Here is a 20,457-nt window from a genome sequence, read left to right on the forward strand (position 1 = left end):
TAGGTCCGATAGCTTGGCAATTCGTTACGCGAACGACGTCATGGCATTGCCTATTTTGCGGCGAGCGCGGTCAGCCGATCAAGGTCCAGCCCGTTCACCGCAGCCTTGATTTCATCGATATTCGCGGCTGTGCCTTCCGCCTCGATCATGAAGCGGTTGGCGAGGGTGGTCGCATATTTGCCATGGCGGCTGCCCTTGTCCCATTCCTCAGTCACGATGCGGCCGTCGATGGTCTGGGTTCGCTCATAGCCATTGGCTGTTTGCTTGTTCGACTGGATGTTAAGCGCCGCGCCAATCCCGGCAAAGGCGCCGGCGACCGCGATGTCGTTCACCTCAAGCTCGATCTCATCCTCGCCCGCCTGATAACGGGCGCTGGCATGGGTGCCGGCGGACATGCCGCTGCTTTCGATCTCCGTGCGGGTGAAGCGGCCGATCTTCTCAGGCAACAAGGCCTGCAGCACATCGGGCGCGATCGCGGCGGCGTTGCCATTCTTGGTCGCCTCCTCCATCCGCCTGGCGGCTTGCTCCATCTGCTTGCTGGCGGCGTCCATCTTGTCGACATCGATCTTGCCGATGCCGGGTATCACCATTTCGCCACCGGTCTCGTCCGGCCGGGCCTGGCCGCCGAACAGGCCGCTGAACGGCATGGCGAGCAGGCTGGCGAGGATGAAGAGCAGGACGCCCGCAACCAGCGTGACGATGATATAGGGTAGAGCCTTCTGTTCAGGCACCTTCATCAGCCGGGGCAGGCCGAGATAGAGGAGGTAGAGGCCGTAAAGCCCGAGCAGACCGAGCATCCCAAGCCCCGGGATCAGCGAGAAGATGCCGGCCAGCCAGCCTGCGGTCGCCGAATAGGCCGAAATCTTGAACGCCTTGAGCTTGTCGCGCTGGCCGCCGAAACTGGGGGCGAGGAAATTGATGATGATCGCCAGTACCGCAAGGCCGATCAGCGACAGGACATAATGGGCGATGGCCATGCCGATCGCGCCGATCAGCGGCGGGCGCCAGGAAAAGCCAAACAGGCCATGGCCGAAAAGCTGGCCGCCGATCAGCGTGGCAAGCGGCGGGATCGCCGCCAGGATCATGGCATAGCCAGTATAGATTCCGCCGATGCTGGCCGGTTCGGCCTCGATCACCGACCATTCGTCCTTTGGCCGCAGGATGATCGCCTTGGCCCGATCGACGATGCCGGGTGGGGTGGAAACCGGGTTGCTATCCGACATGAGCGTCCTCCCTGTTCTCTGGGGCGATAGGATCAGCAAGCACAGTCCTTGGCAAGCGACAAGTGGTGCTCTTTTGTCCACAGCTTTTCGTAGGCCGGGACTGGCGCGTGAACGCGCGTGTCGTTAGGTTGACGCGATGTCCCATTCTGCCTTCGTACCGCTGCGTATCTTTTCGTCCTTCACCATGCTCGAAGGGGCGATCGACCCCAAGAAGATCGCCAAGCAGGCCAAGGCTCTGGGGTTTCCGGCGGCGGCGATCACCGATCGCAATGGCCTTTATGGTTCGATGGCCTTTTCCGACGGCTGCAAGGGTGAGGGCGTGCAGCCGATCGTCGGCGCCATGCTGGGCGTGGCGCGGCCGGGCCGACCGTCCAATGCGCCGGCGGTGCATGACTGGATCGCCCTTTATGCCCAGGATGCCGGCGGTTACGACAATATCTGCGCGCTCGTCTCTATGGCGCATCTCGACCGGCCGTTGGAGGAAGTGCCGCATGTCACGCTCGACATGTTGGAAGGGCGGACCGACGGCGTGATCGCACTGACGGCCGGCGGGGAAGGGGCGATTGCCCGCCTGTTCGCCGAGGATCAGCCCGACGCCGCGCTCGCCTATGCCGACCGGCTGCAGGCTTTGTTTCCAGATCGGCTCTATGTCGAGATCTGCCGCAGGCTCGATCCGGTCGAGGGCAAGGCGGAGCCGCATCTGCTCGACCTGGCCTATGACCGTAACCTGCCGCTGGTCGCGACGAACCCGACCTGCTTTGCCGAGCCGGAATTCCACGCGGCGCATGACGTGATGCTGTGCATTGCCGATGGCGCCTATGTCGAGACGCCCGATCGCCGTACCAGTTCACCCGACGCTTGGATGAAGCCGGCGGCGGAGATGAAGCGGCTGTTCGAGGATCTGCCCGAAGCGCTGGCCAACACGCTGGTCGTGGCGCAGCGCTGCGCGGTGATGGCGCCCAAGCGCAAGCCGATCCTGCCGAGCCTTGCCGGCGATATCGAGGGTGAGGCGCGGATGTTGCGCGAGCAGGCCAGTGCGGGCCTCGACGCGCGTCTGGAGAAGCTGGACATCACGAGCGATGAGGGGCGCCAGCCCTATCTCGACCGGTTGAAGTTCGAGACCGACATCATCATCCAGATGGGATTTCCTGGGTACTTCCTGATCGTGGCCGACTTCATCAAATGGGCCAAGGATCATGATATTCCGGTCGGACCGGGCCGTGGTTCGGGCGCCGGATCGCTGGTCGCCTGGGCGCTGACCATCACCGATCTCGACCCATTGCAACTGGGCCTGCTGTTCGAGCGCTTCCTGAACCCGGAACGCGTGTCCATGCCCGACTTCGACATCGACTTCTGCGAAACAAGGCGTGGCGAGGTGATCCGCTACGTCCAGCAGAAATATGGCGTCGACCATGTGGCCCAGATCATCACCTTTGGTAAATTGAAGGCGCGCGCCGTGCTGAAGGACACCGGCCGCGTGCTGCAGATGAGCTATGGCCAGGTCGATCGCCTGGCCAAGCTGGTGCCCAACCATCCGACCGATCCCTGGACGCTGGAACGCTCGCTGAACGGCGTCGCCGAGTTCAAGGCGGAATATGACAATGACAATCAGGTCAAGCGCCTGATCGACTATGCGATGAAGCTGGAGGGCTTTCCACGCCACAGCTCCACCCACGCGGCCGGCGTGGTGATCGGCGACCGGCCGCTGAGCCAGTTGGTGCCGCTCTATCGCGATCCGCGATCCGACATGCCGGTGACCCAGTTCGACATGAAGTTCGTCGAGGGCGCGGGCCTGGTCAAGTTCGACTTTCTTGGCCTCAAGACGCTGTCGGTGCTGCAGAAGGCGGTGCAACTGCTCAAGGGACGCGGCGTTACCGTCGATCTCGACACGCTCGCCTGGGATGACACGAAGGTCTATGACCTGCTTCAGCGCGGCGATACGGTCGGCGTGTTCCAGCTGGAATCCGAAGGCATGCGCAAGACTCTGGCCGCCGTGCGCCCGACCAATTTCGGCGACATCATCGCGCTCGTGTCGCTCTACCGCCCTGGCCCGATGGACAATATTCCGATGTTCGGGCGCCGCAAGAATGGCCAGGAAGAGATTGAATATCCACACATCCTGCTGAAACCGATCCTCGAAGAAACCTATGGTATCTTCGTCTATCAGGAACAGGTGATGCAGGCCGCGCAGATATTGGCCGGCTACAGCCTAGGCGACGCCGACCTTCTGCGCCGCGCCATGGGCAAGAAGGTGAAGGCGGAGATGGACGCGCAGCGTTCGCGCTTCGTCGAAGGCTGCGCCAGAAGCGACATCAAACCGGCCAAGGCCAATGAACTGTTCGACTTGATCGACAAGTTCGCCGGCTATGGCTTCAACAAGTCGCACGCCGCCGCCTATGCCCTGCTCGCCTATCAGACGGCGTGGCTCAAGGCGCATTATCCGGCCGAATTCTATGCTGGGTCGATGGCGTTCGATATCCATCTCACGGAAAAACTGACCGTTTTCGTCGACGATATGCGGCGCATGGGGATGACCTGCCTGCCGCCCGACATCAACCGGAGCGAGGCGGACTTCACCGTCGAGGCGGTGCCGTTCGAGGGGGACGATCCACGCCTGGGCTTTGCCGTGCGCTATGCGCTGGGTGGCCTCAAGGGCGTTGGCGAGAAGGCGATGGAGCAACTCGTCGCCGAGCGCGCGGCCAGCGGGCCGTTCAAGAGTCTGGACGATCTGGCCGACCGGATCGAGCCGCGCCTGCTCAACCGGCGCCAGCTTGAAAGCCTGGCCGCTGCCGGCGCGTTCGATACCATCCATGCCGATCGGGCCGGGGTGCATGCCGCCGCCGAAACCATCCTGAGCGTTGCGGCGAGCGCGGCGCAGGCGCGTGAGAGTGGGCAGGGCGGCCTGTTCGGTGATGTCGAGACGCCCCATGCCGATGTCCGCATTCCGCCGCACCAGGCGTGGACCGTGTCGGACCGCATGGCGCAGGAAAAGGATGCCTTCGGCTTCTATTTCTCGGCGCATCCGGTCGATCGTTTCCGTCATCTGGCTGACGCACGCGGCGCAAAAAGCTATGGCGAAATCTGTTCGCAGCCGATGGGCATGCCTAACGCCGAAGGGCGCGTGATGGGCATCATGGCGGCGATGGTCGAGGATGTGCGCTGGCGCGAGACGCGGCGCGGCGCCCGCTATGCCAACGCGACCTTTTCCGACCAGAGTGGCCAGTTCCAGGCGAGCTGTTTCGACGAGGATGCCTGCAAGCAGATCGAGGAAATGGCCCGAGAAGGTGACTGCGCCCTGCTGCATGTCGAACTGGATCGCCTGCCGGGTGAAGAAACGCCGCGAGTTACGGTGCGGCGGGTCGAACCCTTCCGCGAGATTGCCAATGCCTCCCGCATGGAACTGGTGCTCGATGTCGAGGCGCCGGGCGCGATCGAGACGCTGGCGGGCATATTGTCGCGCAGTCGCGGCGGACGCTGCGAAGTCTTCGTGCGGGCGCCGATCGGTGATGGTCAGGCGGCGCGGGTCTTTCTAGGCGACGATTTTACCCTGGGTGCAGATCAGGTCGATGATATCGGCGCAATTCAAGGAATTATCGTTCATAGCTTAAAGCGCATGGAGGCAAAGTCGGACGGCTATCGCGCCCGTAACCGACGTTCCGTGCTGCGCCTGGTCGGATGAGCGTCCTAGAATAACTGCATCTGTGCGCCGGCCGGAGGCCGGAACAGGTCGGCGCGGATGTTGATCCGTTCCTGCCCGAGGCCGGCCTTGCGGCGGGCCTTGGTGAAACGGGTGCGGGTGAGGTCAGCCCAGACGCCCTGGCCCCGCATCCGACTGCCGAAGTCCGGATCATTGTCGCGGCCGCCGCGGATGTCGCGGATCAAGGCCATCACCTTGGCGGCGCGATCGGGATAATGAACGTCCAACCAGGCCCGGAACAGCGGCGCAACCTCATGCGGCAGGCGTACAAGGATATAGTTGACGTCGCGCGCGCCAGCGGTGGCGAGCCGTGCCACCATCTGTTCGATCTCATGGTCGTTGATCGCCGGTATGATTGGCGACATGTTCGCTGACACCGGGATTCCGGCTTCGGCCAGACGAGTGATCGCGGCGATGCGCCGTTCGGGATGGGGCGCGCGTGGCTCCAGCGTCCGGGCGATCCGTGGGTCGAGCGTGGTGACCGAGATCATCACCGCGACCAGATTGTCGCGTGCCAGATCAGCCAACAGGTCGATGTCGCGCACTATGCGATCCGACTTGGTGGTAATGAAGACCGGATGGCGGCATTCCACCATCACTTCCAATATCTGGCGGGTGATGCGCCAATCCTTTTCGATCGGCTGATAGGGGTCGGTATTGGTGCCCATCGCGATCGGCGCGGCTATGTAGCTCCTGCGGGACAATTCACTCCGCAAGAGTGCGGCGGCATCGGGTTTGGCGAACAGCATGGTCTCGAAATCGAGACCGGGAGACAGGTCATGATAAGCATGGGTCGGCCTTGCAAAGCAGTAGATGCACCCATGCTCGCAACCGGCATAAGCATTGATGGACTGGGAAAAGGCGATGTCGGGCGACGCGTTGCGCGAGATGATGGTACGGGGCGTGATCAGCGAGACGCTGGTCCGCAGCTTATGCGCTGGTCCGTCGATCGCCTCGATGGCATCGAGCCAGTCGCCGTCCGCTTCGCGCGCCGCCAGGTTGAACCGCCTGCTGGCCTGATTATGCGTTGCGCCGCGTCCCGAAATGGCTGCCATGGAGCAATAAGAACATATCATGAACTTATTGACAAGGCCGCTTTGGGGGCGTCATGGCTGAACCCTTGAAAACGGGGGAGATATCATGCGTGCTCTTTGGCTGCTTCCGATGCTGATGCTATCCGCGAGCGGAGCGATTGCCGCTACGCCGCCGGCTGATTGCGCCGCCAATCTCGTCTGTGCGAGCCGGCCGCAATCCGTGGTCGAAGCGCTGCAAGGGGCGGGATACAAGGCGGCGCTCACCAAGAACAAGTCGAGCGGCAATCCGATGATCGAGAGCGCGGCAAGCGGCTATAATTTTACGGTCTATTTCTATGGCTGCGAAAAGGCGGCGAACTGCAATTCGCTGCAATTCGCGATCAATTTCGCCGATGATGGCGGCAATACGCCGGAATTGGCCAATAAATGGAACCAGTCCAAACGCTTCATCCAGATGTCGATCGCCGACGACAAGACGCTGGACGTTGCCTACGATGTGAGCACCATCGGAGGGCTGAACCAGGACAATTTCGCCGATGTGGTCGATTGGTGGGCGGTGATGCTGGGTGAGCTGGGCAAGTTCTTCAAGGAAAATCCTGCGCCCACGCTCGAGAAATAGGCGGGATTATCGCTCGGTAAGGCGTGGCATCAGTTCGACGAAGTTACAGGGGCGAAAGCGGCTGTCCAACTGGCTGGCGAGAATGCCGTCCCAAGCATCGCGCACCGCGCCGGTCGAGCCGGGCAGGGCGAAGATATAGGTACCGCGCGCGACACAGGCGGTGGCGCGCGACTGAATGGTCGAGGTGCCGATCGACTGGTAGCTGAGCCATCGGAACAGCTCGCCGAAGCCGGGAATTGGCTTGTCCTGCACCTGGGCCAGCGCTTCGGGCGTGACGTCGCGGCCAGTTACGCCGGTACCACCGGTGGTCAGGATCACGTCGATCTGCGGATCATCGATCCAGGCATGCAGGCGGGCCACGATGGCGCTGCGATCGTCGGTGACGATCAGCCGATCGGCGAGGATATGGCCTGCACCGGTCAGGCGTTCGACAAGCGTGTCGCCGGAGCGATCATCTGCAAGGCTACGGGTATCGGAAACGGTCAGAATGGCGATGCGAACCGGCAGGAATACGCGCGCTTCGTCAATCGGCATCAGTCGGAGCCGCCGGCGATCATCGCCCGACCATCGGCCTTGCTGAGACGCACCAGCTTCACGCCCTTGGCGTTGGGGAAGGTGGGCCACAGGCCCTGCGCCATACCGGTCAGGCAGTCGGCCGTGCCCTTCGCCTGGATCTGGTACATCCAGTAATTGCGCATGACGATGTTCACATAAGCGCGGGTTTCATAATAGGGCAGCGATTCGATGAAGAGCAATGGATCGCCCTTGTCCTTCACCTCGCTGTTCCAGCGTTCCACCGGCAAAGGCCCGGCATTATAGGCGGCCATGACCTTGGGCAGGAGTCCGCCGGTCGCGCTCATGTCGCGCAGCGATTCCAGATATCGCTGGCCATATTCCATATTGGTCGACGGCACGAACAACTGGGATGCGTTGGCCAAGCCCACGTCGCCGGCCGTTCCGGGACGAACCTGCATCAGGCCCCGCGCGCCGGCGCTGGACACCACATCCGAACGGAAGCCGGATTCCTGCAGAGTATGGGCATAGATCAGTGCCGGATCGACGCGCCAGCCGCCATCCGGTCGCCAATCGGGCGCCGGGAAACGCGCAAAGCTGTCGGGCTGCTTACCGGCCGGGCCATTATGGGCCAGCCACAGCTGGGTTTCGGGCAGGCTAAGCGCGCTGGCAAGACGCAGCAGCGCATCATATTGCGCGGTTCCGCCAATCTTGGCCTGATAGCGCAAGGTTTCGTCGGCGCGGCCCAATTCCCCAATGGCGGCCAGCGCGATCGCACTGCGGATATTGGGACTGTCCTTGAGCTGGCGCCATTCGCCATCGCCAAAGCGAGCAGCCATCGGCGCGCCGCCCAGGGGCATGCCGAGCGTCTCGCGTGCCAGCAAGCCGTAGAAGGTCTCGTCCGATCGCGCCGCGACCTTGAGCATATTCTCGACCTTCTCGGCCTCGCCGCAGACCATATAGGCCCGCGATGCCCAATAAGCACCGGCCGCCCGCATATCGTCGTTGGCGGCGAGGGCGGCGACGTTGGCAAAGGCCGGCGCAGCCGCGCGGCAATCATTCTGACGCCATGCGGCCAGGCCGGTGGTCCAGTGCGCCTGCACCGTCCAGTCGCCCCCGGCGCGGGTTTCGAGCGCCTTGGCCGCCAGCCGGCGCGCATTGAGATCATCGCTTTCGATATAATAGGCCCAGGCCACGCGCTGGCGCACCTCGGTCAGGCCTTCGGGGGTCAGGCCGGCCTCGCCGGCGGCGAGCAAGCCTTCCGCGCCGGCGGGATCATCATTCTTCACGAAGGTCTGGATCTGGCCGGACAACGCCTGGGCCAGGATATCGGTCTTGGTGCCGGTGACATATTGGCGGCGCGGAGCAGCGCCGAGCCACACCATCTTCTGCACCTGCGGCAGCGTGGGGAGGATGGTCGCACCGCGCTTTTGCGCCAGGCGCGACAGTTGATCTGCCTTGGGCAACCAAGGCGCCTTGTTGATGAGGTCCAGTAATTCAAACAGTTCGACCCGGGGCGAGCCCTTGGCGAGATACAATTCGGACAGGGCCATTGGACGGAGGGCATCCTGCGCGTCGAGTGCGACGATCATCGCCTTGGCATCGGGCCATTTCTGGTCGCGCAGGGCTGCGAAGATGGCGCTGTAGCGTGCCTTGTCGCCGTCGGACAGGTGCAGGGGCGACGCCGGCGCGGCGCTGGTGGGAATCTGTGGCAGCGTATTGGCCGTTTCGGCATGGGCGGGAGCGCCAAGGGCCGCCGCAAGCGACGTCAGGGCCAGGCAGGATAAACGGGTCGCGGCGCGAATCACGGATGATGTTCCTCGATCAGGCTTTGCAGGGCGTGCCAGCATTCGATCTTCGCAGCCGGCTGTGTCAGCAGCAGGCGGGGATGGAATGTGGCAACGGCGGACACAATGCCGCCGTCATGGTTAAAGGGGTGTAAACCGGACGTGTCGGGCACGGATCCGGTCGGAAGCAGGGCACGGATTGTCCTGTCGCCCAGCAGCAGCAGGCGATGGGGTGCGGCAAGATGGACGTGGAGGCGCATGCGATCGGCAACGGTGGCAAGGTCGCTGGCTTCCACCATGCCGCCGGGCGGGCGGACGGTAAACAGGGATGCCAGCGCGATCGCATCACGGCTGAGGCCGATCGCGCGTAGCATGGCATCGAACAGAACGCCGGCGCGATCCGCGAACAGCGTGCCGGCGCCAGCATCGGCCAGATCCGGCATGTCGGTGATCACCATCAGCGGCGCCCGGGCCGGGCCGGTCGGCAGGATCGGCTGGCCGGGCCAGCGTCGTTCGGGCTGGGCCGAATCCGTGGCAAGCCAGGAAAGAAAGGCGTCGAGCGTCCTGGGCTTGTCGGGAGCGGGCGGCGCGATCGGTGCAGCGGCACCGGCCAAGCCCGGGGACCGCGCAGAAGCCAGCCGCAGCCAGTTCACCGGCGCTTCCGCTACGGCGCCGTCTACCCCCGCCAATGCCCACCACGCCAAATAGGCGTGCGGCATCCCGGCTTCAAAGTCCCGCTCAATTCCCCGCATCATTTGCCCTTGGGCCAGAGGTTGACGCGGGGGTCAAGAATCTTCATCGCGTGAGATGTCAAAACGTTGGAGTAATAAGGCGACTGGATGGACGGGCACGATCCCGCTGGCGCCTTCATGGAGGGATTATGAGCGAACGGGAATCGATGCCCTATGACATCGTCATTGTCGGCGGGGGACCGGCCGGGCTGTCCGCAGCGATCCGGCTGAAGCAACTGGCGAATGATGCGGGGCAGGAACTGGCGGTCTGCGTATTGGAGAAGGGGTCGGAAATCGGCGCCCATATCCTGTCGGGCGCGGTCGTCGATCCCAGGGCGCTGGACGAACTGTTCCCCGAATGGCGCGAGATGGGCTGTTCGCTCGCTGATGTGCCGGTGACCGATAACCAGCATTGGTTGCTGACCAAGGCCGGCAAGATCGCGATGCCGCATATCCTGACCCCCGGCTGGATGCACAATAAGGGCACCTATACCGGTTCGCTGGGTAATCTGTGCCGTTGGCTGGCTGAACAGGCCGAGGGTCTTGGCGTCGAGATATTCCCAGGCTTTGCCGCCGCTGAGATCCTCTACAATGAGGATGGCAGCGTGAAAGGCGTGGCCACCGGCGACATGGGCATCGCCCGCGATGGCGAACGCAAGGGCGACTATCAGCCGGGGCTGGAACTGCACGCCAAATACACCTTCTTTGCCGAAGGCGCGCGCGGCCATCTGACCAAGATCCTCAAGCGCCAGTTTGAACTGGATGCCGATTGCGAGCCGCAGGTCTATGGCCTGGGCATGAAGGAATTGTGGGACATCGATCCTGCCAAGCATCAGCCTGGCCTTGTCATTCATAGTCAGGGATGGCCGTTAACCGACGCATATGGCGGCGGTTTTCTATATCATCAGGCCAATGGACAGGTCGCCCTCGGCTTCGTTGTAGGGCTGGGCTATCGCAATCCGCATCTCTATCCGTTCGAGGAATTCCAGCGCTGGAAGCAGCATCCTGAAATTCGCAAGTTCCTGGAAGGGGGGCGCCGCGTATCCTATGGCGCGCGCGCCATCAACGAGGGCGGTTGGCAGTCGATCCCGAAGCTGGTCTTCCCCGGCGGCGCGTTGATCGGTTGCTCGGCCGGCTTCGTGAACGTGCCGCGCATCAAAGGCAGTCATACCGCCATGAAATCGGGCATGCTGGCGGCAGAGGCGGCGTTCGAGGCCATCCAGAACGAGCGCGCCCGCGATGTGCTGCATGATTATGAGGATCGCCTGCGGTCGAGCTGGATCGCCGACGAACTCAAGCTGGTGAAGAATGCCGAACCGTTGCTGGCGAAGTTCGGCAATACCATCGGCACCTTGCTGGCGGGCATCGATATGTGGATGCGCACGCTCAAGATCGGCCTGCCCTTCACGCTGAAGCACAAGCCGGACAATGAGAAGATCTGGCGCAAGGACCAGTGCGAGAAGATCGCCTATCCCAAGCCCGATGGCGTCATCAGCTTTGACCGTCTGTCCTCGGTGTTCCTGTCGAACACCAATCATGAGGAGGACCAGCCGGTCCATCTGCAGTTGAAGGATCCGTCGATCCCAATTTCCTACAATCTGCCCCTTTATGACGAGCCGGCACAGCGTTACTGTCCGGCTGGCGTTTATGAAGTGGTCGGGCTGGAAGAGGGCGATCCCCGGTTCCAGATCAACGCGCAGAATTGCGTCCATTGCAAAACGTGCGACATCAAAGATCCGACCCAGAATATCAACTGGGTCGTACCCGAGGGCGGCGGAGGACCGAATTATCCGAACATGTAAGCGCCTGATCCCCATTGTCCTGCTGATGTCGCCAGCCATGGCTGGCGCGTCGGTCGATCCCGATACGGCGCTGCATGCTTATGCCCGGGCGCGCTTCGCCGATGGCGAGGGCGCGCTGGGGATTGCGGTGGCAAGCTACCGCGCCGCACTGGCGGACGATCCGGCACGGCTGGAGATTGCGCGCCGCTCCTATGCGCAGGCCCTTGAGAGCGGCGACATGGCGCTGGCCATGCAATCTGCGGCGTTGCTGGATCAGGCCGGCGCGCTGCCGCGGGACGGAACCCTGTTGCGCATTTGCGCCGCGCTAGGCCGCAAGGACTGGGGCGGGGCGCAGCAGTTGACGGACCGGATGGTCGAGGAGGGGAATTTCGCTTTTCTCGCCCCGATCATACGCAGTTGGATTTCGCTGGGCGACCGGCGCTATGCCGCGCCGGTGATCGACGGCAAGGACCGCTTTGGGGCACTGGCTGCCCGCTATCTGGATGAACATGTCGCCCTTCAGGCGATCATGCAGCGAGATATCGCTGGCGCAATTGTCGCGATGCGCCGTGCGGTCGCGTTGCGGAGCTCGGATGATGCCGCCCTGCGCGTGACCTTTGCGGGCCAGTTGGCGGCTCATGGTGAAAGGTCGGCAGCGCTCGACTTCTTGCCGGAAGGCGATGCGCGTTTCGTCAAGGCCCGCACGGATTTGCTGCGGGGCAAAAAGGCTGGGGTGGCGGGTGCGCCGATCAGTCCAGGCCAGGGATTTGGCCGCCTGCTGTCGCGCCTGGCGATCGATATCGCTTCAGACCAGACCGGCGCGGCCCTGGGCATTCGCCTGGCCAGGATCGCAACCTTCGCCGATCCTTCGGGTGCGGAAGCCCATATCGTCGCAGCCCGCCTGCTGGTCGGCGGCGGTTATGCCGCCTACGCCGCGCAAGAAGCGCGGAAAGTGCCGGTCAATGGCTGGTACGGCCGACTGGGCCAGGCCGAACTGATCGATGCGCTCGCGGCTGACGGGAACAAGGACGGCGCGATCGTGCTTGCCCGGGCCTTGGCGGCGACACCGGGGGCGGGTGCGGAGCAACAGGTGCAGTTAGGCCGACTGCTCGCGGATATGGCGGATTATGATGGGGCCGCAGCGGCTTTTCACGCTGCCCAGGCCGACTATGCGCCCGATGTCGTACCTTGGGCACTATTGCTGTTCGAGGGAAGCGCGCTGGAGCAGGGAAAGCGCTGGGATGAGGCCCGCGCTGTACTCGAGCGCGCGGCGAAGATCGCACCGCGCGAACCAGTTGTGCTCAATTATCTTGGCTACGCCCAGATCGAAAGGCGGCAAAATGTGGATGCCGCACTGGAACTGCTGAAAAGGGCGAGTGCGCTCAAGCCGCAGGATGCGTCGATCACGGATTCGCTTGGGTGGGCGCAATTCGTGACCGGCGATGCCAAGGCCGCAGTTCCCGTGCTGGAACGCGCGGCGGCGGGGGCTCCGGCCGATCCCACCATCAACGAGCATCTGGGGGATGCGCTCTGGGTGGTGGGGCGTCGTTATGAGGCGCGCTATGCCTGGCGCGCGGCATTGGCCGTGGCGGAAGGCGCCGCGATCACCCGTCTGGACGCAAAGACCAGAGAAGGCATGAAGCCGGAATATGCCGCTCCATGAGCTCAATATGATAAATTTAATGAGCTTTGATACCCAAATGATTGAAATCGCATATGCCAAGGTCAACCTGGCACTGCATGTCCGGGCGAAACGGCCCGATGGCTTCCATGCCCTGGAAAGCCTGTTCATGTTCGCCGAAGACGGCGATGTGCTTCATGCGCGCGCACGTGAAGATGGTGGTCTGACGCTGGTGATGGATGGGCCATTCGGTAGCCTGCTCGATGCGAATGACGATAATCTCGTGTTGCGCGCCGCCCGATCGCTCCAGATGGCTGCGGGCGTGGGGAGGGGTGCCGACATTTTGCTCGACAAACGCTTGCCGGTGGCATCGGGCATTGGCGGCGGGTCCGCCGATGCCGCTGCCACGCTGCGGTTGCTGGCGCGGCTCTGGGCGATCGATCTGGCTCAAGTCGACCTGCAGGCGATGGCCCTTTCGCTGGGTTCAGACGTGCCGGCCTGCCTTGCGAGCGTGACGCAGATGGTACGAGGGCGGGGAGAGGTGCTGGAGCCGCAGGAGCCGGTCGGCCTGGCGGGACGGCCCCTGTTGCTCGTCAACCCACGGGTGGGGGTTTCGACGGCCGATGTCTTTGCCGGCTGGGACAGGATCGATCGCGGAGCGCTGGATGCCAGCAGCATGGAGGCGCTGGTCCAGGCCGGGCGCAACGACCTTGAGGCACCGGCGCGGGCGCTTGCTCCCGTGATTGGCGACATATTGGCTGCGCTGCGGGGCAGTCAGGCGCGGCTGGCGCGGATGTCGGGCTCGGGCGCGACCTGCTTCGCGCTCTTCGATACGACAGCGGACATGGGCCTGGCGGCAGACAGGCTGCGCCGGGATCATCCAGGCTGGTGGACGATGGAAACGAGGATCAGGACGGTATGAGCGAGGCCTTCACCGAGTTGCACGCGGGCGGGCTCGACCTGCTGATCGTTGCCGATCATGCGTCGGCCCATGTGCCCCCTGATATCGATCTGGGTATCGATCCCACGCTGTTGAGCAATCATGTCGCGATCGATATCGGCGTTGCCGAGGTCAGTCGGCTGCTGGCCGAACAACTGGGCTGCAGCGCCATATTCGGAGGCGTATCGCGTCTGGTGATCGACCTCAATCGCGAGGAAACTGCCCCCGGCCTGCTGCCGGTGATGAGTGACGGCCATTCTATACCCGGCAATCGCGACGCCGATTTGCTGGCACGTCTGATCCGGTTCCATCATCCCTATCATCACCAGGTTGAACATCGGCTTGCCGGCATGACGTCGCCTTTCATCCTGTCAGTGCATAGTTTTACCCCACAACTGGCAAGTGATCCGGAGCAGAAACGGCCTTGGGAGATCGGCATTCTTTACAACGAGGATGATCGCGCCGCGCGCATCGCCATTCCGTTGCTGCAAGCGGCGGGGCTTATGGTCGGCGATCAGCAGCCCTATTCGGGCCAATTGCTCAATGCTACGATGAACCGCCATGCCGAAGCCAACGGTATTCCCTATCTGGGCATAGAGATGCGGCAGGATCTGGTCGCCGATGTCGCCGGGCAACGGCGCTTTGCCGACTTGATCGGTCCGATCGTGCTGGAGTGCCGCAATCGGTTGGCGTGACTGACGGCGGTGGTCACCGGCCAATATGCGATTATACCAGGCTGGGGCATAGGGAGCGTGAGGCATGGCAATGGGAATGATGGGCCGGTTGATCGGATTGGCATGCCTATCCCTTGCGGCATGCAGCGATAAGGGGCGCGATGCAAGCGATGGCCCCAACGCCACAGCCCAAATCGATGATGGCAACGCGGATTGTGCGATCGGCGTTGATGGCGGATGGGCGCATGATTGCCGGATCGATCGCGCCGGCGACTTGCTGACACTGCGCCATCCCGATGGCGGCTTCCGCCGATTGCGGATCGTCACGGACGGGCGCGGACTGGTGTCGGCCGATGGGGCCGAACGTGCGAAACTGACAATCATTGCCGATCGGCGGATCGAGGTGGCGATCGGCCCTGATCGCTATCGATTGCCGGCCACGGTCGCAAACGCCGCACCTTGATGCCGGGGATGGCGATAGTGACGGCGGTGGGGATGCGCGCGGCCGAACAGCACGCCTTTGATGCCGGCGCGGATCCCTATGAGCTGATGGAGGCCGCAGGTGCGGCGGCGGCAGAGATCATCTGGCGGGCGGGTCACCGACGCGACATGTTGCTTATGTGCGGGCCAGGCAACAATGGCGGTGATGGTTTTGTGATTGCGCGGTTACTGGCGGAACGGGGTGTTCCGGTGCGGGTGGCGGCACTGGCGGAAAGCCGGACAATGGCTGCGCAGCGGGCGCGGGCGGCCTGGCCTGGGCCGGTGGAGCCTTTCATGGATGCGAGGCCGGCGAGCCAACTGGTCGATGCGCTGTTCGGAACCGGTCTGACACGCGGACTGGACAATGCGGTGGCCGCACGGCTCGGTGCCTTGGTCGCGCAGGCCAGTCACAGCTATGCGATCGACCTGCCGAGCGGTGTCGGCACGGATGATGGCGCGATATTGTCTCCCCTGCCGCATTTTACCGGCACCATCGCGCTTGGTGCGTTCAAGCCTGCGCATCTACTGCAGCCGGCGGCGGCGCATATGGGATGGCTGGTCTGTGCCGATATCGGGATCGGCGTGCCGGACCGGATTCATGAATTGGCCGCTCCGCACCTTGCCGCGCCGGGGCGCCAACTCCATAAATACAGCCGTGGACTGGTCGCCGTGATCGGCGGCGCTATGCCTGGAGCCAGCATGCTGGCGGCGGCCGCTGCGGCACATGCGGGGGCGGGCATGGTTCGTCGTTATGATGCGCAACCCTGCCCGCTCGGTCCGCTTGCCATCGTCCGGGAGACGCTGGTGGATGCCGGCGCGCTGGCAGATGCCATAGCCGATCCCCGCATCGGCGCATTGCTGATCGGGCCAGGGTTGGGGCGGGATGGCGATGCGCGACGACGGCTCGACGGGGCGCTGGATGCGGGGCGCCCGATGGTCATCGATGCCGACGCGCTATCCTTGCTGGCGGAGGGCGGGCGGATGCGCATACCGGCCGGCGCAATCCTGACGCCGCATGAAGGGGAATTTGTCCGCTTGTTCGGCGATCTGCCCGGCAGCAAGATCGACCGTGCGCTGGCGGCGGCGCAGCAGGTGGCGGGTGTCGTCGTCTACAAGGGCGCGGACAGCATCGTCGCATCGGCCGACGGTCGGGCGGCGGTGACGCGGAGCGGTTCGTCCTGGCTTTCCACCGCCGGCACGGGAGATGTGCTGGCCGGGATAGCGGCTGCTCGCCTGGCTGTTACTGCTGATCCGTTTCGGGCGGCATGCGAGGCGGTATGGCTGCATGGCGAGGCTGCGCGCAGGGCTGGCCCCGCCTTTGTCGCGGATGATTTGCTTGCGCGGCTGCCAGCGGCTATCGGCAGCCGTTGTGAACCAAGATGACAATCTAATCCTCCGCATCGCCGCCAAGGGTGATGGCGTTACCGCCGATGGGCGACATTTCGCGCTGGTGGCGCCCGGTGACCATGTCGCGCCCGACGGTACGGTGCTGCGAGGGCCGCATCATGTCGATGCGCCCTGCATCCATTTTCCTGGTTGCGGTGGCTGTGAACTGCAGCAGCTCGACGAGCCGAGCCTGACGGATTTCGTCACCACCCGCGTCGTTGGTGCGCTGGCCGGGCAGGGTGTGGTCGCAGCGAGGGTGCTGCCCGCCCATATCTCGCCGCCCCAAACCCGTCGCCGGGCTTCGCTGCGTGCTGCGCGGCAGGGCAAGCGGATCACGCTTGGCTTTGCCGAGCAGGGCAGTCATGTGCTCGTCGATCTGGCCATGTGCGAAATACTGGACCCGCGCCTCTTTGCGTTGCTCGCGCCGTTGCGCACCATGCTATTGACCTGCCTGCCCGATAAGCGTGCCGCCCATGTGCGCATGTCGCTTACCGACCAGGGCGTGGACCTGCTGGTGGAAGGGATCAAGATCGAGGGATTGGCCGCCGATGAAGCGCTGGGAGATTTTGCCCGCAATCATGCGCTTGCCCGGCTGACGATCGACCAGGGGGACGGTCTGGAGACGCGATGGGAGCCAGAGCCGGTGACGGTCAGCTTTGGTGGCGTGGCTGTCGGCTTTCCGCCTTATGCCTTCCTGCAGGCGACGCCGGATGGCGAAGAGGCGCTGGTGGCGACGGTGCGTGAGGCGTTGCCGTCGACTGGGGCGGTGGCCGATCTATTCTGCGGCCTGGGTACCTTTGCCCTGGCGATCGGACGCGATCGCCCGGTCTATGCGGCGGAGGGCGCGCGCGATCTGGTCCTGTCCTTGAAGCTCGCGGCCAACCGTGCCCAGCGGCGCATGGCTGCCGATCATCGCGACCTGTTCCGCCGACCGCTGACGCCGGATGAACTAAACCGCTTCACCGCCATCGTCATCGATCCGCCGCGGGCGGGCGCGCGCGAACAGGTGATGCAACTGGCCCAGTCCAGCGTGCCGCTGATCGCCTATGTGTCCTGCAATCCGGGTAGTTTCGCACGGGACGCCGCCCATCTGATTGCAGGCGGCTATGTACTGGAGCGCGTGAAGCCGGTGGGCCAGTTCCGTTGGTCGACCCATGTCGAACTGGTTGGGATATTCCATCGCGCAAAATAGAAATCCCTCGCCGCGGAGGGGGGAGGCGCGGCGGGGGATCTAGGTATATTGGTCCGCAGTCTTGTCACCGGCCGGGACCAGGCACCCTCTCCCAAGGGGAGCGGTGCCCGGGTTAGCCCAGCTTGATGACAGTTGCGCGACGGCGCGCCGGAATCGTTTCGGCATAAAGGCTGGCCATCGGCTCGTCGGAGACTTCGATCGTCGATTCCGACGTAAAGCCATTGAAGCCCGTGCGCATCGCCGCGCCATAGGCGCCCAGCATGCCGATTTCGATATAGTCGCCGACCTTCACGTCAGCCGGGAGCATGAACGGGCCGACCATATGGTCCATGTCGTCGCAGGTCGGGCCATAGAAGGAGAAGCCTTCCAGCTCTTCCTCGCTCTCATCCTCGCGCAGCAGCGCGACGGGGAAGCGCCAGCCGATATGCGCAGCATCGAACAGCGCGCCATAGGCGCCGTCGTTGATGTAGAGTTCGGTCCCGCGACGGCGTTCGACGCGCACGATGATCGAGCTATATTCGGCCGACAGCGCGCGGCCGGGCTCGCACCACAGTTCCGACGAATAGCTGACCGGCAGGCTCTCGAAACCGCGATGGATCGCCTCGAAATAATTTTCGAGCGCGACCGGCTCCATGCCCGGATAGATGGACGGAAAGCCGCCGCCGACATCGATGATGTCGACCGTGACGGCCGCGTCCACGATCGCGGCGCGCACGCGTTCGATCGCATCGCTATAGGCCTGGGGGCTCATCGCCTGGCTGCCGACATGGAAGCAAATGCCCAGTGCGTCGGCCGCCTGGCGGGTGGCCATCAGCAGTTCGCGGGTTTCGCCCAGTTCGGCGCCGAACTTCGACGCGAGGCTGAGTTCCGAATGTTCGGATGAGACGCGCAGACGCACGCACAGCTCCAGATCGGTCGCGTCGCCCGTAGCGCGCATGATCTTTTCCAGCTCCTCGATCGTGTCGAGCGAGAAGGTGCGCACGCCATATTCATGATAAGCCAGCGCGATCGCTTCCTCGGCCTTGACCGGGTGCATGAAGCAGAGCTTGACATCATCTTCACCAGCCAGCGTCTCGGCAACCAGGCGCACTTCCGCGATCGAGGCCACGTCGAAATGCGTGATGCCCGATGCGTATAGCGTGCGGATCAGATCAGGAGACGGGTTCGCCTTGACCGCATAGAGCGAGCGGCCCGGAAACTTCTCCGTAAAGAAGCGGGCGGCCCGAGCGGCGGCTTCGGGGCGAATCAGCGTTACCGGTGCTGCCGGTGTGAGGGTGGTCGCTACCCCCAGCGCGCTAGGATGCTTGTGCAATTCAAGGGACCTCCAGTGTAGTTCAGGGCGAAAAGCTGCCTTGCGGTGGAAGTCCCATGGGGCAGCGGACGGTCGATATATGCGGAGGGGTCCCCCCTGTAAAGCGCACATCTCAATTTTGTTGCGCAGCCTGCTACGAAACGTGCGTGAGCTTGGGTGGAGTGTTGAAAAGAAACGAGATTTCGGTCGGGCGGAAGATACTTTCCGCCCGATTAACGCCTGCAAACAGGGTTCGGCCGATCAAACTCAGGATAGCCGGGTCTTAAAATCGTCATATGAAAAGGATCGGATTTCCGTGAGTTGATCGGATTCGGAATTCCACAGCCAGATGGCGGGCAGGGGCACGCCGTTGAAGGTATTGGTCTTGACCATCGAATAATGGGCCTGATCCAGGAAGGCGATGCGGGCGCCCGGTTCGGCGCCGCCGGGGATACGATAATCGCCGATGATGTCGCCTGCCAAGCAGGACGGGCCGCCAAGCCGCGTGACGGGGCCTTCCTCCGGCTCATGCAGCATGGCGGGGCGATAAGGCGCCTCGATCACGTCGGGCATGTGGCATGTGGCGGAAATGTCGGTGATCGCGACGGGCATGCCATTGTCGATCACGTCGAGTATCTCGCCCACCAGGATACCGGCGTCGAGCGCCATCGCCTCGCCCGGTTCGATGTAGAGTTCAAGGCCGGTCTGCGCCTTGATCCGCTGAAGGAAGGCGATCAGGTCGTCGATCTGGTAATCGGCGCGGGTGACATGGTGGCCACCGCCGAAGTTCAGCCATTTGAGGCCGCCGACATGGGGCATCACATGCGGCTCGATCGCCGCCCAGGTGCGCTCCAGCGGCAGGAAATCCTGTTCGCACAGATTGTGGATGTGGAGGCCGTCGACTCCGTCCAGATGTTCGGCGCGCAGTTGGTTGACCGGGAAACCTAGGCGGCTGTGCGGCTGTGACGGGTCATATTTAGGCACCTCACCCTCGGGGTGAAGCGGATTGAGGCGCAGGCCGATGTCGAAGATGCGGCCGTCAGCGCGGGCGGCATCGATCACCGGCTTCATCCGGGCGATCTGGCCGGGGCTGTTGAAGATCACATGGTCGGAAATCTTGAGGATATCGGCGAGATCGTCGGGCTTGTAGGCGGCGCAATAGGTCGCGACCTCGCCCCGATATTCCTCGCGGCCGAGGCGCGCTTCGTAGATGCCCGAGGCGCAGACGCCGTCGAGATATTCGCCCAGCACGGGACCGAGCGACCACATGGAAAAGGCCTTGAGCGCGCCCAGCACCTTGATGCCGGCCCGGTCGCCGATGGCGCGCAGCACCAACAGGTTGCGCCGTACCGCCGCCTCATCGACGACGAAGGCGGGCGAGGGGACGCGATACAGATCGAAACGGGCGAAAGCGGCGGGATCGCCGGCGCGGGTTTCCATGAAATAATGACTCCGTCATTGCGAGCGCAGCGAAGCAATCCAAAGGGG

At 63.6% G+C, this 20,457-nt stretch carries 16 protein-coding genes; 9 read left to right on the plus strand and 7 right to left on the minus strand.

Annotation, left to right across the window (positions count from 1 at the left end; genetic code table 11):
- Positions 1 to 50: 50 nt before the first annotated feature.
- Positions 51 to 1,223, minus strand: coding sequence for a Yip1 family protein (locus tag PMI04_RS11165; protein ID WP_007709392.1), 1,173 nt, complete (start codon positions 1,221 to 1,223; stop codon positions 51 to 53).
- Positions 1,224 to 1,359: 136 nt separating this feature from the next.
- On the opposite strand from PMI04_RS11165, the gene dnaE reads away from it, so the two are divergent.
- A complete protein-coding gene (gene dnaE / locus PMI04_RS11170; protein WP_007709399.1) occupies positions 1,360 to 4,902 on the plus strand; it encodes a DNA polymerase III subunit alpha in 3,543 nt (1,180 codons plus the stop codon).
- Between the two features lie 5 nt (positions 4,903 to 4,907).
- On the opposite strand, the gene PMI04_RS11175 is transcribed toward dnaE, so the two are convergent.
- Complete coding sequence (locus PMI04_RS11175; protein ID WP_007709400.1) at positions 4,908 to 5,975, minus strand: PA0069 family radical SAM protein; 1,068 nt, start codon at positions 5,973 to 5,975, stop codon at positions 4,908 to 4,910.
- A gap of 85 nt (positions 5,976 to 6,060) precedes the next feature.
- Between PMI04_RS11175 and PMI04_RS11180 the strand changes: the two genes are divergently transcribed.
- Complete coding sequence (locus PMI04_RS11180) at positions 6,061 to 6,573, plus strand: YbjN domain-containing protein (RefSeq protein ID WP_007709402.1); 513 nt, start codon at positions 6,061 to 6,063, stop codon at positions 6,571 to 6,573.
- Between the two features lie 6 nt (positions 6,574 to 6,579).
- Here PMI04_RS11180 and moaB read toward each other — a convergent pair whose 3' ends face one another.
- The 3 genes from moaB to PMI04_RS11195 are packed head-to-tail and all read right to left on the minus strand — an operon-like array spanning position 6,580 to position 9,592.
- Positions 6,580 to 7,107, minus strand: a complete 528-nt coding sequence (gene moaB, locus PMI04_RS11185; protein ID WP_007709404.1) for a molybdenum cofactor biosynthesis protein B — start codon at positions 7,105 to 7,107, stop codon at positions 6,580 to 6,582.
- Positions 7,107 to 8,894, minus strand: a complete 1,788-nt coding sequence (locus tag PMI04_RS11190) for a lytic transglycosylase domain-containing protein (protein ID WP_007709405.1) — start codon at positions 8,892 to 8,894, stop codon at positions 7,107 to 7,109. The genes moaB and PMI04_RS11190 overlap by 1 nt, the downstream gene beginning before the upstream one ends.
- Entirely contained in the window at positions 8,891 to 9,592 is a 702-nt protein-coding gene (locus PMI04_RS11195) for a uracil-DNA glycosylase family protein (protein ID WP_037486337.1), read from the minus strand. Before PMI04_RS11195 ends, PMI04_RS11190 begins: the two co-directional genes overlap by 4 nt.
- Positions 9,593 to 9,753: 161 nt before the next feature.
- On the opposite strand from PMI04_RS11195, the gene PMI04_RS11200 reads away from it, so the two are divergent.
- The 7 genes from PMI04_RS11200 (at position 9,754) to PMI04_RS11230 (ending at position 17,678) form a co-directional block, all read left to right on the plus strand.
- Positions 9,754 to 11,406, plus strand: coding sequence for an electron transfer flavoprotein-ubiquinone oxidoreductase (locus PMI04_RS11200; RefSeq protein ID WP_007709407.1), 1,653 nt, complete (start codon positions 9,754 to 9,756; stop codon positions 11,404 to 11,406).
- Positions 11,407 to 11,431: 25 nt separating this feature from the next.
- Positions 11,432 to 13,048: a tetratricopeptide repeat protein gene (locus tag PMI04_RS11205; protein ID WP_037486313.1), complete on the plus strand. Its 1,617-nt coding sequence runs from the start codon at positions 11,432 to 11,434 to the stop codon at positions 13,046 to 13,048.
- 37 nt (positions 13,049 to 13,085) lie between these two features.
- Complete coding sequence (locus tag PMI04_RS11210; RefSeq protein WP_238535908.1) at positions 13,086 to 13,928, plus strand: 4-(cytidine 5'-diphospho)-2-C-methyl-D-erythritol kinase; 843 nt, start codon at positions 13,086 to 13,088, stop codon at positions 13,926 to 13,928.
- Positions 13,925 to 14,641, plus strand: a complete 717-nt coding sequence (locus tag PMI04_RS11215; RefSeq protein WP_007709410.1) for an N-formylglutamate amidohydrolase — start codon at positions 13,925 to 13,927, stop codon at positions 14,639 to 14,641. Before PMI04_RS11210 ends, PMI04_RS11215 begins: the two co-directional genes overlap by 4 nt.
- 64 nt (positions 14,642 to 14,705) lie before the next feature.
- Entirely contained in the window at positions 14,706 to 15,083 is a 378-nt protein-coding gene (locus tag PMI04_RS11220) for a hypothetical protein (protein WP_037486316.1), read from the plus strand.
- On the plus strand, positions 15,083 to 16,483 hold the full coding sequence (locus PMI04_RS11225) for a bifunctional ADP-dependent NAD(P)H-hydrate dehydratase/NAD(P)H-hydrate epimerase (RefSeq protein WP_007709415.1): 1,401 nt from the start codon (positions 15,083 to 15,085) through the stop codon (positions 16,481 to 16,483). Before PMI04_RS11220 ends, PMI04_RS11225 begins: the two co-directional genes overlap by 1 nt.
- Positions 16,428 to 17,678: a class I SAM-dependent RNA methyltransferase gene (locus PMI04_RS11230; protein WP_007709417.1), complete on the plus strand. Its 1,251-nt coding sequence runs from the start codon at positions 16,428 to 16,430 to the stop codon at positions 17,676 to 17,678. The genes PMI04_RS11225 and PMI04_RS11230 overlap by 56 nt, the downstream gene beginning before the upstream one ends.
- Before the next feature lie 112 nt (positions 17,679 to 17,790).
- Here the strand turns inward: PMI04_RS11230 and PMI04_RS11235 are convergent, their stop codons facing one another.
- Complete coding sequence (locus tag PMI04_RS11235; RefSeq protein WP_007709418.1) at positions 17,791 to 18,990, minus strand: type III PLP-dependent enzyme; 1,200 nt, start codon at positions 18,988 to 18,990, stop codon at positions 17,791 to 17,793.
- Between the two features lie 246 nt (positions 18,991 to 19,236).
- Positions 19,237 to 20,409 (minus strand): carboxynorspermidine decarboxylase, encoded by a 1,173-nt coding sequence (locus PMI04_RS11240; RefSeq protein WP_007709419.1) that lies wholly within the window; start codon positions 20,407 to 20,409, stop codon positions 19,237 to 19,239.
- Between the last annotated feature and the right edge of the window lie 48 nt (positions 20,410 to 20,457).

This window comes from Sphingobium sp. AP49 (assembly GCF_000281715.2).
Lineage (GTDB): Bacteria > Pseudomonadota > Alphaproteobacteria > Sphingomonadales > Sphingomonadaceae > Sphingobium.

Bases quoted from the DNA above. Each gene is read 5' to 3' on its own strand.
- PMI04_RS11165 (WP_007709392.1), bottom strand. From the start codon at position 1,223: ATGTCGGATAGCAACCCGGTTTCCACCCCACCCGGCATCGTCGATCGG.
- dnaE (WP_007709399.1), top strand. From the start codon at position 1,360: ATGTCCCATTCTGCCTTCGTACCGCTGCGTATCTTTTCGTCCTTCACC.
- PMI04_RS11175 (WP_007709400.1), bottom strand. From the start codon at position 5,975: ATGGCAGCCATTTCGGGACGCGGCGCAACGCATAATCAGGCCAGCAGG.
- PMI04_RS11180 (WP_007709402.1), top strand. From the start codon at position 6,061: ATGCGTGCTCTTTGGCTGCTTCCGATGCTGATGCTATCCGCGAGCGGA.
- moaB (WP_007709404.1), bottom strand. From the start codon at position 7,107: ATGCCGATTGACGAAGCGCGCGTATTCCTGCCGGTTCGCATCGCCATT.
- PMI04_RS11195 (WP_037486337.1), bottom strand. From the start codon at position 9,592: ATGCCGCACGCCTATTTGGCGTGGTGGGCATTGGCGGGGGTAGACGGC.
- PMI04_RS11200 (WP_007709407.1), top strand. From the start codon at position 9,754: ATGAGCGAACGGGAATCGATGCCCTATGACATCGTCATTGTCGGCGGG.
- PMI04_RS11205 (WP_037486313.1), top strand. From the start codon at position 11,432: ATGTCGCCAGCCATGGCTGGCGCGTCGGTCGATCCCGATACGGCGCTG.
- PMI04_RS11210 (WP_238535908.1), top strand. From the start codon at position 13,086: ATGATTGAAATCGCATATGCCAAGGTCAACCTGGCACTGCATGTCCGG.
- PMI04_RS11215 (WP_007709410.1), top strand. From the start codon at position 13,925: ATGAGCGAGGCCTTCACCGAGTTGCACGCGGGCGGGCTCGACCTGCTG.
- PMI04_RS11220 (WP_037486316.1), top strand. From the start codon at position 14,706: ATGGCAATGGGAATGATGGGCCGGTTGATCGGATTGGCATGCCTATCC.
- PMI04_RS11225 (WP_007709415.1), top strand. From the start codon at position 15,083: ATGCCGGGGATGGCGATAGTGACGGCGGTGGGGATGCGCGCGGCCGAA.
- PMI04_RS11230 (WP_007709417.1), top strand. From the start codon at position 16,428: ATGATTTGCTTGCGCGGCTGCCAGCGGCTATCGGCAGCCGTTGTGAAC.
- PMI04_RS11240 (WP_007709419.1), bottom strand. From the start codon at position 20,409: ATGGAAACCCGCGCCGGCGATCCCGCCGCTTTCGCCCGTTTCGATCTG.